This window comes from Novosphingobium malaysiense (assembly GCF_000802225.1).
GTDB classification, from domain to species: domain Bacteria; phylum Pseudomonadota; class Alphaproteobacteria; order Sphingomonadales; family Sphingomonadaceae; genus Novosphingobium; species Novosphingobium malaysiense.
In genome coordinates this window covers 99,113-115,371 of record NZ_JTDI01000009.1, presented here as the reverse complement: position 1 = coordinate 115,371, position 16,259 = coordinate 99,113, and the positions used below count along the sequence as shown (strand labels likewise).

Below are 16,259 nucleotides of genomic sequence, written 5' to 3'. Positions count from 1 at the left end.
TCACGTTATAATCGATCACCCGCTTCACGGGCACGAGGAGTTTCATGCTTGTTCTCCTTCAAATTCTACCGGCAATCGGCGACCGCGCTTGTCCGCATGCCGCGTTGACGGCGGCGGAAGGGTGGTGCCGGTCTACTGGTTTATGTGTCCTGCGGTTTCGCTAGGCGACTTCGAAAAGGCCCGCCGCGCCCATTCCGCCCGCCACGCACATCGTGACGACGGCATATTTCTCGCCTCGGCGCTTTGCCTCGATCAGGGCCGTGCCCACCATGCGCGAGCCGCTCATGCCGAAGGGGTGACCGATCGCGATCGCGCCGCCATTGACGTTGAGCTTTGCCGGATCGATGCCGAGCTTTTCCTGGCAATAGAGCACCTGAACCGCGAAAGCTTCGTTCAGTTCCCAAATACCGATGTCGTCCACTTTCAGGCCGGTGCGTTCGAGCAGCTTGGGCACGGCGTAGACGGGGCCGATGCCCATTTCGTCAGGTTCGCAACCGGCGACCGCGAAGCCGCGGAACACGCCGAGCGGTTCAAGCCCGCGGCGGCTGGCTTCGGCATCGCTCATGACGACGCAGACGCTGGCACCGTCGGAAAGCTGGCTGGCGTTGCCCGCGGTGATGCAGCCGCCCTCTACCACGGTGCGGAGCCCGGAAAGCCCTTCGAGTGTGGTGGAGGGCCGATTGCCCTCGTCCTTCGTTAAAGTCACTTCTTCCTGCCCGGTCACGGCGCCGGACTTGTCCTTGATGTCCTTGATGGTCGTGACGGGCACGATTTCGGCATCCAGAGAGCCCGCTTCCTGCGCGGCGGCGATGCGCATCTGGCTCTGCAGCGAGTATTCGTCCTGCGCCTCGCGGCTGATGCCATAGCGCTTGGCCACCGTCTCGGCTGTCTGGATCATCGAATCGTAGATGCCCCGTACGTTGGCGGCCAGCCAAGGGTTCTCGAGGCCATCCTCGCGCGTGTTGGGTAGGGCGAGCGAGCAGGAATCGAGACCGCCGGCCACGAAGATGTCGCCTTCGCCGGCGAGGATGCGCTGCGCAGCATAGGCGATCGTGTTGAGGCCGGAGGCGCACTTGCGGTCCATCGACACACCGGGGACCGAAACCGGGAGCCCGGCGCGCAAGGCGGACATGCGGGCGACGTTGCCGCCCTGCGGGCCTTCGAGCCGCGCGGCGCCGAGGATGACGTCCTCGACTTCGGTGCCTTCCAGCCCGGCGCGCCTGACGGCTTCTTCGATGACGATGCGCCCGAGTTCGGGCCCATCGAGACGGTTGTAGGCACCGCGGCCGGCCTTGCCGATGGGCGTGCGCGCGGTTGCGGCGATGACGGCGTCTGTCATGAGGATGTGTTCCTTCTGGTTAACCGGTGAGGGCCGTCAGGTCGGCCCAGAAATTCTCGGCCCCTCGCGCCACGATCGTTTGGCCCAGCTTCTCGGCCCAGACGGAATCGTTGCCGAATTCCGAGCGCCATGCCCACAGGCGGCGCGTCAGCGGATGGAGCGGATATTCCTCGGTGAAGCCGATCGCGCCATGGACCTGGTGGGCCAGCGCGGTTCCGATGCCGACTGCGCGGTTGGCGCGCAGCTTGGCGGCGGCGATTTCGAAGGGCGCCTCGCCCCGAGACATCGCTTGTGCCGCGCCCATCGCGGCGCAATTGGCGGCTGCCGCTTCGCAGGCGAAAGTGGCAAGGTTCTGCTGGACCGCCTGGAACTTTGCCAGCGGGCGGCCGAACTGCTGGCGCTCGTTGGCGTAGTTCACTGCCTTTTCCAGCGCGGCATCGAGCGCGCCGGCGATCTGCGCGACGCGGGCCAGGGCGCCGAAGGCGAAGACATCGGCCTCGATCCGCTCCACGGAGGTGCCTGTGCATACGAGGCCGTCGCGCGCTTCACCGGCGAGGTTTTCGTGTGCTTCAACCTTGGCATCGGCGACGGACAGCACCATCGACCCGCCTTCCGGGCAGGGAGCGACGATGTAATCGGCCCCCGATGCGAGGCAGGCGCCCGAGATCCGTCCTGTAAACGTGACGCCGGAAACGGTGCCTTCGGTGCGGCTGGCAATCGTGCCCCGTCCTTCAGGGCGCTGCGTGAGAGCTGCGGCAACGACGGCTTCGACCACCGGGAGGCCGAGCGCGTGATATCCGGCCAGCCGGAAGGCTATCAGGGCGTCTCCCCAACTCCCCCCGAAGCCACCTTTATCCTCGGGAAGAAGAAGGCCGGTAAGGGCGACTTCCTCGATCGCGCTCCAGTGGTCCTTCATCGCGGCATCTGGACCAAGATTGGTGAAGAGATCGCCGGCCATATCGGCCAGCATGCGCTGTTCGTCGTTCATCTCAACCCGAGCCCCCGTGCGATGATGCCCTTGAGGATTTCCCGCGTGCCCCCGCGCAGCGAGAAGGACGGCGAGGTCTGCAGGAGGTGGCCCAGCACGAGGCCGAGCGCCTCGGGGCCGGCGGGATCGATATCGACTGCCGCCTGAACGAGTTCGGGCATGGCCTGTTCGAAACTGTTGCCCAGGTCCTTCACGATGGTCGCTTCGAGCGCGGGATCCTCGCCGCGGGCGATCTTGCTGGCGACCGAGGCGCTCATTAGGCGCAGCGTCCAGGTTTCCGCCGCGAGGCGTGCGACCAGCGCACGCAGGCTCTCGGAATCCTTGTCGCCAGCAAAGCGGATGAGCTCGACGAGCAGAGCCATCGACGAAAGGTAGCGTTCAGGGCCCGAGCGTTCGAGCGAGAGTTCGGCGGTGACCTGCTTCCACCCGTTGCCTTCGGTGCCGAGCAGGGCGGTGGAGGGCAGCCGCACGTCCTCGAGGAAGACTTCGTTGAAATCGTGGCCGCCGGCAAGGTCGATGATCGGGTTTACCGTCAGGCCAGGCGCGTCCATCGGGATCACGAACTGCGAGAGGCCCTGGTTGCGCTCCGATCCGGCTTCGGACCGGACCAGCGCGATCATGACATGGGCATTGTGCGCGTTCGTGGTCCAGACCTTCTGGCCCGAGACGATCCAGTCATCGCCATCGCGCCGGGCACTGGTGCGCACCGAGGCCAGGTCAGAGCCCGAGTTCGGTTCGGACAGGCCGATGCAGGCATAGACTTCGCCGCGCGCCATGCCGGGGACCCAGCGCCGCTTCTCTTCCTCGCTGCCGTACCGCAGCAGAAGTGAGCCGGTTTGCCGATCGGCGATCCAGTGGGCGCCGACCGGCGCGCCGGCGGCAAGCAGCTCCTCAAGGACAACGTAGCGTTCAAGCGGCGAGCGTTCGTGGCCGCCGAATTCTTTCGGCCAGATCATGCCGATCAGCCCGGCCGCGCCGAGCTTGCGGCTGAATTCCGGGTCGGGCTTGGCCCAGCTGTTCGCGCGCGCGACAGGATCTGCATTGCCATGCTCTGCAACCAGCGTGCGCACCTGGTTTCGCAGCTCGGGCGCGGTGGCGGGCCAGTCGAGTGGTTCAGTGACAAAAGTCTGCAAGAGTCTTCTCGATCAGGAATGAATGCATTGCGAAATCCGTGTTTAAAGATCCACTCGCGAGCGCCAACAGATGTTATACGTTTATCACAGAAGCGATATAGCGCCGCCGAACACGCTCAAAGGGGTCACCTCCAAACCGACTAGTGCTAGGCCGCTGTCAAACAGGCCCAAGATCAAGGGAGTTCAATCAATGTCCGTCGATGTGAACGTCGAAGGTGGTGTGGCCACCGTCACCATCAATCGTCCCGAGCGCAAGAACGCGATCACGTTCGCCATGCGTGAGCAGTTTCAGGAGGTTTTCCAGAAGCTTCAGGATGATGATGAAATTCGGGCCATCATCCTTACCGGAGCGGGCAGCGACTTTGCAGCCGGTGCCGATGTCGGCGAGATGGGGCAGGGGGGTGTTCGTGGCAATCTGGGCAATGCGCGGACCCGAACCAGGATGGTGCGCGCGGTCGCGCATACACAAAAGCCGGTGATCGCCGCGGTCGAGGGTGTCTGCATCGGCATGGCCTTTGCGATGGCGCTATCGTGCGATTTCATCGTGTGCGCCGAAAACGCGCGTTTCCAGTTCGCGTTCCGTCACATCGGTCTGGCCATGGACGCCGGAGCCGGTTGGCTGCTCGAGCGCCATGTCGGTGTCATGCGCGCCAAGGAAATTGCCTATAGCGGGCGCTTTGTGAGCGGTTCCGAGGCCGCGCAGCTCGGCTTTGCGCTCGAAGCGGTCCCAGCCGGCGAAGCGCTGGCCAAGGCGCAGGAAATGGCGGCCGGATACGTCAAGGCGCCGACGCTTGCTCTCTCCGAGATCAAGCGCCAGTTCGATGCGGCCCCCGGCCAGACCTTCGATGAGGCGCTCGACTACGAGATCACGGTGCAGGCGCTGATGACGTGGACCGAGGACTTCAAGGAAGGCTCCACCGCGTTCAAGGAAAAGCGCAAGCCCGCATACCGCGGGGCCTGATCAGCCGATGGCGATTGGTGAGAACATAACGCAGGAGGTCGCGCGAAAGCTCGACAAGAACTACGCGCGCTTCTTCGGCTTCGAGGTCGTCGAGGCGCGCCCGGGCGCTGTGATCCTCTCCCTTGCCCACCGGCCGGAATTCGAACATGCGCCGGGCTGGTTCGAAGGTGCCATTACCAGTGCAATCGGTCAGATCGCCGCGTCCTACAGTGGGGCTACCGCAGCGGCGGAAGGGTGGACGAACCTCGTGCTCGACCATTCGGTTCGCTACGTTGGAGCGGCGCAGGGTGAGCGGCTCGTCGCGGTAGGACGGGTTACACGATCGGGGCGTGCGATCAGCTTTACCGGGGCGGACGTCTACGTCGAACGGGACGGCGAACGCCACTTATGCGCCCAGCTCGAAATGACCATGCGGCATACGCCGCCGCGGGATTAAACCTGAAATGACCGAACGCGTCGAAGCCATAGTCGTTGGGGCGGGCGTTGTCGGCCTCGCGGTGGCGCGCGCTTTGGCGTTGGCCGGCAAGCCTGCGCTGATACTCGAAGGAGAGTCCCTCTTCGGATCTTGGACCAGCAGCCGCAATTCGGAAGTGATCCACGCGGGCATCTACTACCCGGAAGGTTCTCTCAAGGCCGCGTTGTGCGTCGAGGGCAAGGAGATGCTCTATGCCTTCTGCGAGGCGCGCGGAGTGCCATACAAGCGGCTAGGCAAGCTCGTCTTCGCTCATGACGAGAGCCAGTTCGGCGAACTCGACAGAATTGTCGAGCGCGCGAGTGGGGCCGGCGTGACCGACCTGCAGTTTCTCGACCGGACGGCGGTACGCGCGCTCGAGCCAGAGCTGGATTGCGCGGGCGCCCTGATTTCGCCATCGACCGGGATCGTCGACAGCCACGCGCTGATGCTTGCCCTGCTGGGCGAGGCCGAAGCCCATGATGCCATGCTGGCGGTCGGGAGCCCGGTTTCGCGGATCACGCGGGCCGATGGCCTGTGGCAGGTCTGGATGGACGGAATGGATGAACCGGTCGTCAGCGCGCCGGTTCTCGTCAATTCGGCTGGGCTTGCAGCGCAGGCGCTGGCGCAGGCGACTGAAGGCCTGGATCCCGCGCATGTGCCTCCGATCTATTATGCACGAGGTGTCTATTTCACTTATTCGGGCAAGGTTCCGTTCTCGCGCCTCATCTATCCGGTGCCCGAGGCGGGTGGGCTCGGAACCCATCTGACGCTCGATCTGGCGGGGCAGGCCCGGTTCGGTCCGGATGTCGAATGGATCGACACGGTCGATTACACCGTGGATCCCGGCCGCCATGCCAAGTTTGCCGTTGCTGCCAAACGGATCTGGCCGCAGCTCGACCCCGACCGCCTGCAGCCCGGCTATGCCGGGGTGCGGCCCAAGGTGTCCGGCCCGGGTGAACCTGCCGCCGACTTCATCATTTCCGGTCCGGCCGACCATGGCTGTGAAGGTCTGGTCAACCTGTTCGGGATCGAAAGCCCTGGTCTGACGGCTTCGCTGGCCATTGCCGAACGCGTCGTAGGGAAGCTGGCATGAGCTGGGACTACATCATCGTCGGTGCCGGGAGCGCGGGCTGCGTGCTTGCCGCGCGGCTGAGCGAGGATGCGAATGTGAAGGTCCTGCTTCTGGAGGCGGGACCCAAGGATACCAATCCCTGGATTCACATTCCGCTCGGCTATGGCAAGCTATTCAACCACAAGCGGCTGAACTGGCTGTTCAAGTCGCAGCCCGAACCGCATCTGGACGGGCGCGTCATCAACCAGCCGCGCGGCAAGGTCCTGGGCGGATCGTCCTCGATCAACGGCCTGCTCTACGTTCGCGGGCAAGCGGCCGACTTCGAGGGCTGGGCGCGCGCGGCGGGGAACCGGGGCTGGGACTACGAGGACATGCTGGGCTGGTTCCGCAAGGCCGAGGACCAGCAGCACGGCGCCGACACCTGGCATGGCGAGGGCGGCCCACTGGCCGTGTCCGATCCCAGCGAGCCGCATCCGCTGTGCGATGCCTGGATCGCAGCCGGTCAGCAGGCCGGCTATCCCCTCAACAGCGATTTCAACGGGGAGCGCCAGGAAGGCGTCGGCTATTACCAATCGACGATGCGCAAGGGCCGGCGGTGCAGTGCCGCGGTGGCCTACCTCACGCCGGAAGTCCGCCGCCGCGCCAACCTTTCGATCGTGACCGGGGCCATGGTCCGCCGCGTCCTGTTCGAAGGGCGCCGCGCCGTGGGGGTCGAATACGATGCCAAGGGCGCACGCCAGTCCGCACGCAGTGATGGAGAAGTCATCCTTGCCGCCGGTGCGATCGGCACGCCGCAGCTGCTCGAACTCTCGGGCGTGGGCGGGGCAGAACGTCTGGCGAAGCTGGGCGTCGGCCTGGTCCACGACAATCCGGAGGTGGGCGAGAATTTCCAGGACCACCTGCAGGTCCGCTTCGTCTACAAGGCAGCGCGCGCGATTACCTTCAACGACGATATGCGTAACCCGCTACGTATGGCCGGGGTGGGTCTCAAGTACGCGCTCTCGCGCAAGGGGCCTCTCACGGTATCGGCTGGATATGCCGGCGGCTTTTTTCGCTCCGCCATCGCCGCAGACGAGCGGCCCGATATCCAGTGCCTGTTCATCACCTTCTCGACGACCAAGATGGGTGATCAGTTGCACCCGTTTTCCGGTTTCACGGTATCCGCCTGTCCATTGCGGCCGACGAGCCGGGGGTATGTCCATGCTACGAGCCGGGATCCCTGCGCGGCTCCGGCCATCCAGGCAAACTTCCTTGCCAGCGAAAAGGACTGCAACGACGTCGTCGCGGGCATGAAGATCATCCGGGACATCATGGCCCAGTCTGCGATAACCGACGAGTACCGCGAGGAACTGATCCCGGGCCGCGCCATCACCGATGATGCCGCGTTGCTGGCCTATGCGCGCGAGACGGCCGGCTCGATTTATCACGCGAGCTGTACCGCCGCCCTGGGCAAGGTCGTCGATGGCTCGCTCAAGGTCATGGGTGTGGAAGGGCTGCGCGTGGCGGATGCCTCGATCATGCCTTCTGTCGTTTCAGGAAATACCAATGCCGCGGTGATCGCGATCGGCGAGAAGTCCGCCGACATGATCCGCACCGACCGAAAAGGATGAAAGCCATGTACGCGAACCTTGAACTCTACATCGATGGCCGTTTCGTCGGAAAGGATGCGGCGCGCGCCGGTGAGGCGGTGACGGATCCGGCGACCGGGCAGACGATCGCCGAATTGCCTCATGCGGGCGAGGTTGAGGTGGACGAGGCGCTGGCTGCCTCGAAGCGGGCTTTCGCAAGCTGGTCGATCGCCAGCCCGCTCGAGCGCAGCAGCATCCTGCGCAAGGCGGCACAGATCATGCGCGATCGTCTCGACCATTTGTGCAATGTCATGACGCTCGAGCAGGGCAAGCCGCTCGTAGAGGCGCGCAGTGAATGGACCCATGCGATCGAGATTTTCGAGTGGTGCGCCGAAGAGGGGCGCCGCGTCTATGGCCGCACCATCCGTTCGCGCTTCCCCTCGACCGAGCATATCGTGATGCAGGTGCCGGTGGGGCCGTGCGCTGTGTTCACGCCGTGGAACTTCCCGGCGCTGTGCCCCGCCCGCAAGATTTCCGCCGCGCTCGCCGCCGGTTGCACGGTCATCGTGCGCGCGTCGAGCGAAACGCCGGGTTGCGCCGTCGAAATCATGCGCGCCCTGCATGAGGCCGGATTGCCGGCAGGTTGTGCCCAGCTGCTCTTTGGACCGGCCTCGCAACTTTCAGAGCAGCTGATCCTGGCACCCGAGATCGCCAAGATCAGCTTCACCGGCTCTACCCCTATCGGCAAGCACCTGATGGGTCTCGCCGCCAAAGGGGCCAAGCGCACGACGATGGAACTGGGCGGCAATGCACCCGTTCTGGTGTTCGGTGATTGCGATTACGACGCCGCCATCGCCACGCTCAGCGGCGCCAAGTTCCGCAATGCCGGGCAGGTCTGTGTCAGCCCGGCGCGTTTCTTCGTCCACGAAAGCCTGGCCGAGCGGTTCGCCCGCGACATGGCGGACTATGCCGCGGGGCTGAGGCTGGGTTCGGGGCTCGAGGCCGATACCGGCATGGGCCCGCTGGCCAACGCGCGGCGCGTGGATGCGATGGAAGAGTTCATTGCCGATGCCCATGCCAAGGGCGGCACGGTGCTGACCGGCGGCAAGCGCGAAGGCAATGCCGGCCACTTCTTCCGCCCGACCGTCGTTTCCGGGCTGCCGACCGATGCGATGCTTTTCCGCGATGAATGCTTCGGCCCGATCTTGCCGGTCATGCCATTCTCGACTCTGGACGAAGCCATTGAACTGGCCAACAACGTGGACGCCGGGCTCGCCGGTTATGCCTTTACGCGTGACCTCGGTACGGCGCGCCAGCTCATGAACCGGATAGAGACCGGCATGCTGGGGATCAACACCATGGCCGTTTCCACGCCCGAGGCTCCGTTCGGCGGTGTCGGCGAGAGCGGACACGGTTCGGAAGGCGGCACCGAAGGGCTGCAGGCCTATCTCGACACGAAGCTTGTCTCACTCGCGAGCTGAAGAAAATGGGAGAGGAAGACAAATGCTTGGCTGGGATCAATACGTCGATCTGCTGAAGGGGCACGAGTCCATTCTTGCACAGACGGTTGCCCCGCAGGACGAACAGCTGCGGGCCGACCTGCTGCGACAGTTCGCCATGAACCTGTCGCAAGGGTATTTTCTGCTGTTCCAGGCCGATCCCGACTATCCCGAGTTCGTGCCTTTCGAAAACAGCACCTTTCTGCTGCAGCCGAACCCGGACGCGGTCTACTACTACACGCGTGTCGACGGTGCGGGCACCTACCGGGTGCGCGGCCAGCGCGGCACTGCGCCCGTTGTGGGCCTGTCGACCGGGGCGCGCATCATCGGCACTTCCGATATACCCGGACAAGGGTTCGGAAATTTCGATGTCGACAGCCTGACGATCGATGCCCAGGGCAATTTCAATGTCCTGTTCAGTGCGCAACGGCCGGAAGGTTACGAAGGCGACTGGCGCGAGTTGCACCCCGATGCGGACTTCATTCTGCTGCGCCAATTTAATTACGATTGGGGGCAAGAGCAGGAGGTGCGCATCGCCATCGAACGGCTGGACCGTCCTGCGGGTAGCCCGTCGATGCGTCCGCGCATGGCGCCGGAGGAAGTCGATCGCCGGATGCGCGATCTCTTCGCGTATGCGAAACGCTTGTCGCAGGTAGGTATGGGCGCCGTCCGCCGGCCTCACGATCAGGGGTTCATCAATGCGATGCACCTGCACGATTTCAAGGATCTGGGGAACGGTGAAGACTGGCCCCAGGCCTATTTCGAAACCGTATTCGATCTGGCCGATGACGAGGTTCTGGTCCTCGAGAGCGAACTTCCCGAGGAGCGCCACTATTGGAACGTCCAGGTCGTTGACGGGCTGTGGAACCAGGTTGATGTTGCCTATCGCCAATCGAGTCTGAACGGACATACCGCGCGGCTCGCCGAAGACGGCATGTTTCGGGCGGTGCTATCCCCACGTGATCCTGGCTACGCCAACTGGCTCGACACGGGAGATCACCGCTTCGGCATGCTGATTGGGCGCTGGTATCGCTGCTCTTCGCATCCGACGCCCAAAGTCACGAAGCTGAAGCAGACCGACGTCGCCGCCTATCTGGGCGATAGTACTCCACGCATCACGCCAGACGAACGCGCGGTGCAGCTTCGCGAACGTCTGGTGGCATCGCAGTTGCGTCGCAAGTGGTAGGCGGCAGGGCGGACAAGAAGACTGGCGTCATTCCCCAGGTTGCCGGGATGAACTCTGGCGCTTTCTGACATGGCCGTCATGGCGCGCCTCTAGCGCAAGAGCCGCACCTCCTCGCACGCGGACGATGCGGACATTCATTAACATCCGTCATCCAGGTGAAGGCCGGGTTCGTTCCCAGTCTTGTGTTGGGTTCGCCGCGTGCCCAGCCTTCGGCGGGATTATAACTCGTCCCGCCTCAGGCGATGGCCCCGCTGGTGCGCAGTTCGGCGATTTCCTCCGCGCTCATGCCGAGCAAGGCTTCGAGAACTTCATCGCTGTTCTCGCCCAACCGGGGTGGCGCGGTGTAGCCGCTGACAGGTGTGGCTGAGAAGCGCAGCGGATTGGCGATGATCGGAAGTGTGCCAGCCTGGGGATGCGGAATTTCCAGCCGCATCTCGCGTGCCTTGATCTGCGGCTCTTCAAAGGCTTCGGCCATGTTGTTGACGTAGCCCACCGGTACGCCGGCCGCGTCGATTGCATCGACCCAGTGCTTGGCCGGTTTGTCACGGAAAATCGCTTCGAGGATCGGCACGATGATCTTGCGGTTCTGGATGCGCAGGGGGCCGTCGCAGAAGCGTTCGTCGTCGAAAAGTTCAGGATGGCCGATAGCGTCGCAAAAGCGCTTGTACTGTGCATTGTTGCCAACGACGACGAAGATTGAGCGGTCCGAACATGCAAAGGACTGGCTCGGGATCCCCCCATAGCCGCCATTGCCGCGTCGCTCGGGAATTTCCCCTGTGATCAGGTAGTTCTGCGCGAAGTGTGAGATAGCCGCGAGCCCGCAATCGAGCAGCGACATGTCGATTGCCTGCCCGCCGCCGCCGCCATCGCGGTGCCGTACGGCCGCGAGGATTGCGATGCAGGCATTGTACGCGGTGAGGATGTCGACGATCGAGATGCCGACCTTCATCGGGCCCCCGCCTGGCACGTCGTCGGGATAACCCGAAACGCTCATGAACCCGCTGACGGCCTGGAAAATGCCGTCGTAGCCTGGCTTTTTCGCCATCGGCCCGGTCTGTCCGAAGCCGGTGATGGAGCAGTAGATGAGATCGGGATTTACCGCCTTGAGGCTCTCGTAGTCGAGGCCGTATCGTCCAAGCGTTCCGACCTTGAAGTTCTCGACCAGGACATCGCTCTCGGCCGCGAGCTTGCGGACGATGTCCTGACCTTCCTTGCTGCCGATGTCGATGGCGATGGATTTCTTGTTGCGGTTGCAGGCCAGGAAGAACCCGGCCGTCTCGGTCTCGTTGCCATCGCTGTCCTTGAGGAACGGAGGGCCCATCTCACGGGCGTCATCACCTTTGCCGGGCCTTTCCACCTTGATCACGTCAGCGCCCAGATCGCCCATCATCTGCGTCACCAGCGGACCGGCCAGGATCCGGGTAAGGTCTAGGACTCGCAGTCCTTTCAAGGCTCCCATCGACAAGGTCCGTTTCCCCCAAATCATCACGGTATAATTACTAAGCTCCAATGGAACTTACTGCCTGCGCACACGGTCTGACAAAGGTCGGGCGCCGCTTATCGCTAATTTGATATGTCGCAGGTCGGGCTGGGCTGGACGGCGCCCGCACGCTTGCTTTCGCGGGGCGCTCTCGCCACCACGGAGGCGAGCCGGAAGAGGACCACAGACCATGAGCACAAGCCGCATTCCAAATACTTTTCGAGGCCGCCTGACCGGGAAAACGGCAATCGTAACCGGCGCGGGCACGCGGGGGGAGGGGTTCGGAACCGGCCGCGCGATTGCCGCTCTTTTTGCCGGCGAAGGGGCCAATGTCTGCCTTGTGGATCGCGATCACGATGCCGTGATGGGAACGTTGCGCATCATCGAGGATCTTGGCGGCAGGGCCTTCGTCGTGGAAGGTGACGTGACCAGCGAGGCCGACTGCAAGCGGTTCGCCGGTGAAACGCGCGATCGCTTCGGCGGAGTGGACATTCTGGTGAACAACGTCGGAATCGCCAGCGCGGCCGACAAGCTCGACGATTTGGATCTCGCCCAATGGCAGCGGATCTTCGACGTCAATCTGAAAAGCGCCGTGCTGATGGGGGCCCAGGCGGTTCCGATGATGCGCGCGCAGGGCGGCGGGGCGATCGTCAATGTCGTGTCGATCGCGGGCATGCTCGCATACGGGGGCATGGCTTATGGTCCATCGAAAGCGGCAATGATCCATCTTACGCGCGAAATCGCGCTTGCGCATGGGCGTGACGGCATCCGGGCCAACGCCATCGCGCCGGGTCATATCTATACGCCGATGCTCGACGGGCTCATCCCTGATGAATTGCGGGCTGCTCGGCGCAAGGCAGGTCCGATCGGCATCGAGGGCGATGCCTGGGATATCGCCCATGCCGCACTGTTTCTCGCCAGTGACGAGGCACGCTTCATTACCGGCACCTGTCTTCCTGTAGACGGCGGCGTCACGACCGTCGGCTCGCTTGCTGCGGCCAGCCTGCTTGCCGACGAGAGTTGATCCCGCCGATCGTCGACCGCCGGCCTTGCTGCCGGCGGGACAGGGCAGTCAGAGGCTGCTCAGGCGGCGGGTGAAGTAGTCCATGTCGCCGAGAGTCTTTTCGAGGATGAACTGCCGGCGGTAATGGTGGCTGACCTCGTATTCGTCAGTCACGCCGTATCCGCCGTGGAGCTGGATGGCCTGGCGGGAAACGAGCTGGGCGGCTTGGCTGACGCGCAGCGCGGCAAGCGAAACGGCCTTTGCGCATTCGTCTGGACTGTATCCGCCATCTAGGCGCGAGAGGGCATAGTAGAGGATCGAACGCGCCTGGTGCGTCTCGACGAACATTTCCGCCATGATGTGCTGTAGCGACTGGAACTTGCCGATCGGCTGGCCGAACTGTTCGCGCTCCTTGAGATAGGCCGAGCAGATATCGAGCTCGGCTTCCATTGAGCCGACGGCCTGCGCCAGCGCGGTTACGCGGGCGCGATCGAGTGCCAGCGAGAGCAGTGCGCTTGCGGCATCGCCATCCGCAAGGACGGCTTCGGCGGCGACGCTGGTGCCATCGAAATGAATGTCGGCGGCGCGCGAGCCGTCGTAGAGGGCATAGGCATCGGTAGTGATGCCCGCGGCGTCCATCGGTATTAGTACCAGCGCGGCGCCGCTCGGTCCGGTCGCGGTGACGATCACGTGGGTGGCGGACGGCGCATCGAGCACCATCATCTTCTGGCCCGAAAGCGTGTAGCCGTCGCCCGATGCCGCGAGCATCGTGGCGCGGGGCTGGCTGTAGGCGTAACGCTCGTTCGGCTCGTCATGGGCCAGCGCAACGCGTGCGGTCCCGCCGACGATCTCACCCAGGAGATCTTCCTGCGAGGTTGAGGCACCGGACAGAATGGTCGGCGCGATCACGCCCGAACTGATGAAGGGGTCGGTGACGCAGCGACTGCCAAGCACTTCGGCAAGCGTCGATACGTCGGCCATGCAGCCGCTCAGCCCGCCCAATTCCTCGGGAACGAGAATGGCCAGCCAGCCGAGTTCGGCAAAAGTTTCCCAACCGGCGGTATCCAGGCCATCCTGGACAGCGCGAAGGCTGCGGCGATGCTCGAGCGAATAGTGCTCGTTGACGAAACGTTCTGCGCTGTCGTGCAGCATGCGCTGCAGGTCGGAACGGTTGAAATCCATCGTGCTGTTCCCGGAAAATCAGAGGCCGAAGGCCAATTTCGCGATGATGCCTTTTTGCACCTGCAGAGTGCCGCCGTAGATCGTGGAGGCGCGGGCAATAAGCGCCTGCGCCGTCCGCCCACCCAGATCGTCGGGCCACAGCGGCCCGGCATCTTCGCGATCTTTTTGCGGGTAGGGATAAAACCGGGTGGCCTTGGAACCCAGGATATCCATTTGAAGTTCGGAAATCGTCTGTTGCAGCTGGGAGCCTGCCACCTTCAGAGTGGATGCCGCTGCAGTACGGTCATACTTGAAATCCTCATTTGCAAGCTCGCGCAGTACGGACCATTCGAGCGCCGTGAGCTCCGCCTCGATGCGTGCCATGCGCTGCTGGAACTGGGCAGTATGCGCGATCGGCGTGCCGTCGATCGTCTCGCGCAAGGCGAGACGCTGGGCGCGCGCGAATTCGCGCTTGTTCTGAAAGATGAACGAACTGGTCGTGCGTTCATGATCGAGCAGGAATTTGGCGTAGGTCCAGCCCATGCCTTCCTCGCCGATGAGGTTTTCCGCAGGCACTTCGACGTTGTCGAGAAAGACTTCGCAAAGCTCGGCGTCCCCGTTGATCATGGGGATCTGCCGGACGGTAACCCCTGGCGTGTCCATCTTGATCATGAGGAAGGAAATGCCGGCCTGAGGCTTTACGTCCGGATTGGTGCGTACAAGAAAGAAGCCCCATTCGGACTCGTGTGCGCAGCTGGTCCAGATCTTCTGGCCATTGACGACGTACTTGTCGCCCTTGCGCTCTGCCCGCGTGCGTAGACGGGCCAAGTCGGATCCGTTGCTGGGTTCGGAAAAACCCTGACAAATGTAATATTTGCCCTCACGAAAATCGGGCAGGAAGCGCTCCTTCAACTCTTCCGATCCAAACGTGTAGATGACCGGGCCGCACATGTGCGTCGCCCCCCAGCACACTTCCGGTGCAAATGCAGAACTGCACTCAGCCATGAACACATAGTTCTGCATCGCCGACCATCCGGTGCCGCCATGCTCGACGGGCCAGTGTGGTACGGACCAGCCGCGCGCGTTCATCTTCCCAGTCCAGGCCAGAGTGTCTGCCACCACGGAGTTCGTGCCGCCATGCGCCTTCTGGCGTTCAGCCATTTCGGCGGGGAGCTCTTCGGCGATTACACAGCGTACCATGTTCCTGAATTCTTCGATCGCCGGATCCTGGTGAAAGTCCATTTCTCACATTCCGTTGGGTTGCGGTGGAAGCATCCACCAGTTGCCTGCTGCGGCCAAGGGCTGGCCATACCCCGACTGTTTCATCCTGGCCTTCCTGCTGGGCGCCAGGACTGGAGGGACTGAATATCAAGGACGCTGCAAATCGCCAGTGCAAGGCGGATCGCATCGCAATTGCGATTGACGGGGGCAAGGGCAGGCGGATGACACGCTGCGCCCGCTATTCAGACTTGCGATCCGCCCGAGATGCAGATGTTTTCACCGGTGATCATCGCTGCTCCGGCTGAGCACAGAAAGATCACGGACGCTGCGATCTCTTCGACGCTTACGGCGCGGGCGATGGGCTGGGTGCTCTTTGCATGGGCAGCCTGCTCTTCCGGCGACATAAATTTCTCTACGGCTTCTGTTGCCACCAGGCCCGGGGAAATCGCATTGACGCGAATGTTGTCGGCGGCATGGTGGGCTGCGACCCAGCCGCTCAGGTGGATCACAGCGGCCTTGGCAGCCGAGTAGACGGCGTTCGCGGCGTCCGTGTAGCGTACGCCAGCCATCGACGCGGTGTTGACGATTGAGCCGCCGCCCCGCCGCCTCATCAAGCGAATTTCCTGCTGCATGCTGATAAACGGGGATCTCATGCACAGGCTGACTGTCCTGTCGAAATCGTCAGAACTGGTGTCGAGAAAGTTCGCGCCCCATGAAAAACCGACGTTGTTGTGGGCGTAGTCAAGGCCGCCAAAGTCCTTGACCAGAGCCTCGAACAGCCCATCGACGGCAGTCTTGCTCGTCATGTCTGCGTGATAGAACCGGGCGTCTGCTCCGCGTGCCCTGAGAGCCTGCGCGACACTCTCACCGCGATCCGCATCAAGGTCTGCCAAGGCTACTGCTGCGCCGTGCTCTGCGAAGAGCCGCGCGGTGGCTCTTCCGATACCCGTCGCGCCGCCCGAAACGAAAGCGACCTTTCCCTTCATGGCAAAGCTGTCGTTCACTGAAGCTCCTCCCTTTCTGTCTAGCGCCGGTTGCTGTGCGCAAACCAGAGTGGAGCCATTCGGCGGGCGAGCGGTAGGGCTGCTCTCACGTTTCGTATTTGCGATATTCGCGCAGCGCGTGCCGCGGCCTTGCGCCAGCCTATGCGAGCAGACACTATTTCAGGGATAGCGAAGTTTTTTCGAGGATTTC

14 protein-coding genes are annotated in these 16,259 nt (G+C 63.3%); 7 read left to right on the top strand and 7 right to left on the bottom strand.

Annotated elements, in window-relative coordinates:
• Positions 1-160: 160 nt before the first annotated feature.
• The 3 genes from LK12_RS22620 to LK12_RS22610 are packed head-to-tail and all read right to left on the bottom strand — an operon-like array spanning position 161 to position 3,460.
• Entirely contained in the window at positions 161-1,339 is a 1,179-nt protein-coding gene (locus LK12_RS22620; RefSeq protein WP_039290164.1) for an acetyl-CoA C-acyltransferase, read from the bottom strand.
• Positions 1,340-1,358: 19 nt separating this feature from the next.
• Entirely contained in the window at positions 1,359-2,327 is a 969-nt protein-coding gene (locus tag LK12_RS22615; RefSeq protein ID WP_052223725.1) for an acyl-CoA dehydrogenase family protein, read from the bottom strand.
• The gene (locus LK12_RS22610) at positions 2,324-3,460 is read right to left on the bottom strand and encodes an acyl-CoA dehydrogenase family protein (protein ID WP_039290162.1); all 1,137 of its coding nucleotides are present in this window, start codon (positions 3,458-3,460) and stop codon (positions 2,324-2,326) included. Before LK12_RS22610 ends, LK12_RS22615 begins: the two co-directional genes overlap by 4 nt.
• A gap of 190 nt (positions 3,461-3,650) precedes the next feature.
• On the opposite strand from LK12_RS22610, the gene LK12_RS22605 reads away from it, so the two are divergent.
• Genes LK12_RS22605 through LK12_RS22580 form a run of 6 tightly spaced genes read left to right on the top strand, consistent with a single transcriptional unit; the run spans position 3,651 to position 10,200 of the window.
• Positions 3,651-4,421, top strand: a complete 771-nt coding sequence (locus LK12_RS22605) for an enoyl-CoA hydratase/isomerase family protein (protein WP_039290161.1) — start codon at positions 3,651-3,653, stop codon at positions 4,419-4,421.
• Positions 4,422-4,428: 7 nt separating this feature from the next.
• Positions 4,429-4,857: a PaaI family thioesterase gene (locus tag LK12_RS24045; protein ID WP_052223724.1), complete on the top strand. Its 429-nt coding sequence runs from the start codon at positions 4,429-4,431 to the stop codon at positions 4,855-4,857.
• 7 nt (positions 4,858-4,864) lie between these two features.
• Positions 4,865-5,968 (top strand): NAD(P)/FAD-dependent oxidoreductase, encoded by a 1,104-nt coding sequence (locus tag LK12_RS22595; protein WP_039290160.1) that lies wholly within the window; start codon positions 4,865-4,867, stop codon positions 5,966-5,968.
• Positions 5,965-7,557, top strand: a complete 1,593-nt coding sequence (locus tag LK12_RS22590; RefSeq protein WP_039290159.1) for a GMC family oxidoreductase — start codon at positions 5,965-5,967, stop codon at positions 7,555-7,557. Before LK12_RS22595 ends, LK12_RS22590 begins: the two co-directional genes overlap by 4 nt.
• A gap of 5 nt (positions 7,558-7,562) precedes the next feature.
• Positions 7,563-8,996, top strand: a complete 1,434-nt coding sequence (locus LK12_RS22585) for an NAD-dependent succinate-semialdehyde dehydrogenase (RefSeq protein ID WP_039290158.1) — start codon at positions 7,563-7,565, stop codon at positions 8,994-8,996.
• A 22-nt stretch (positions 8,997-9,018) separates the two neighbouring features.
• The gene (locus tag LK12_RS22580) at positions 9,019-10,200 is read left to right on the top strand and encodes a DUF1214 domain-containing protein (protein ID WP_039290157.1); all 1,182 of its coding nucleotides are present in this window, start codon (positions 9,019-9,021) and stop codon (positions 10,198-10,200) included.
• Between the two features lie 235 nt (positions 10,201-10,435).
• Here the strand turns inward: LK12_RS22580 and LK12_RS22575 are convergent, their stop codons facing one another.
• Complete coding sequence (locus tag LK12_RS22575; protein WP_039290155.1) at positions 10,436-11,659, bottom strand: CaiB/BaiF CoA transferase family protein; 1,224 nt, start codon at positions 11,657-11,659, stop codon at positions 10,436-10,438.
• Positions 11,660-11,870: 211 nt separating this feature from the next.
• Between LK12_RS22575 and LK12_RS22570 the strand changes: the two genes are divergently transcribed.
• Positions 11,871-12,704, top strand: coding sequence for an SDR family NAD(P)-dependent oxidoreductase (locus tag LK12_RS22570; protein ID WP_039290152.1), 834 nt, complete (start codon positions 11,871-11,873; stop codon positions 12,702-12,704).
• Between the two features lie 48 nt (positions 12,705-12,752).
• Here the strand turns inward: LK12_RS22570 and LK12_RS22565 are convergent, their stop codons facing one another.
• The 3 genes from LK12_RS22565 to LK12_RS22555 form a co-directional block, all read right to left on the bottom strand.
• Complete coding sequence (locus tag LK12_RS22565; protein ID WP_039290146.1) at positions 12,753-13,865, bottom strand: acyl-CoA dehydrogenase family protein; 1,113 nt, start codon at positions 13,863-13,865, stop codon at positions 12,753-12,755.
• An 18-nt stretch (positions 13,866-13,883) separates the two neighbouring features.
• Positions 13,884-15,086 (bottom strand): acyl-CoA dehydrogenase family protein, encoded by a 1,203-nt coding sequence (locus tag LK12_RS22560; RefSeq protein ID WP_039290143.1) that lies wholly within the window; start codon positions 15,084-15,086, stop codon positions 13,884-13,886.
• A 221-nt stretch (positions 15,087-15,307) separates the two neighbouring features.
• Complete coding sequence (locus LK12_RS22555; RefSeq protein ID WP_052223723.1) at positions 15,308-16,069, bottom strand: SDR family NAD(P)-dependent oxidoreductase; 762 nt, start codon at positions 16,067-16,069, stop codon at positions 15,308-15,310.
• Positions 16,070-16,259: the final 190 nt, after the last annotated feature.